The sequence below is a fragment of the Planococcus sp. RAB007_Raresut genome (assembly GCF_057369535.1).
Genome location: NZ_JBXYIF010000124.1, coordinates 1 through 268, shown reverse-complemented (window position 1 = coordinate 268; position 268 = coordinate 1). Strand labels below are relative to the sequence as shown.

Here is a 268-nt window from a genome sequence, read left to right as displayed (position 1 = left end):
CACCCATGGTCACGAAGACCATATCGGTGGACTCAGCTACGTCTTACGCGACTTGAAACACGTCCCAGTTTACGGGACGAAATTGACCCTCGGGTTGATTGAATTGAAATTAAAAGAGGCCGGTTTGTTGAAAGAAGTCGACCTTCGCATGATTGATGCCAAAACGAAATTGACTATCGCTGATCATTTCATCACGTTTTTCCGCGTCTATCACTCGATTCCCGACTGCGTCGGCGTATGTATTCAAACGTCTCAAGGTGCGATCGTC

Annotated in this window: 1 protein-coding gene; it reads left to right on the top strand. The window is 47.4% G+C overall.

The genetic code is table 11. The features are described from left to right. The coding region (locus AC2Q9J_RS17995) for an MBL fold metallo-hydrolase (protein WP_499042058.1) at positions 1 to 268 on the top strand (268 nt) is incomplete at both ends.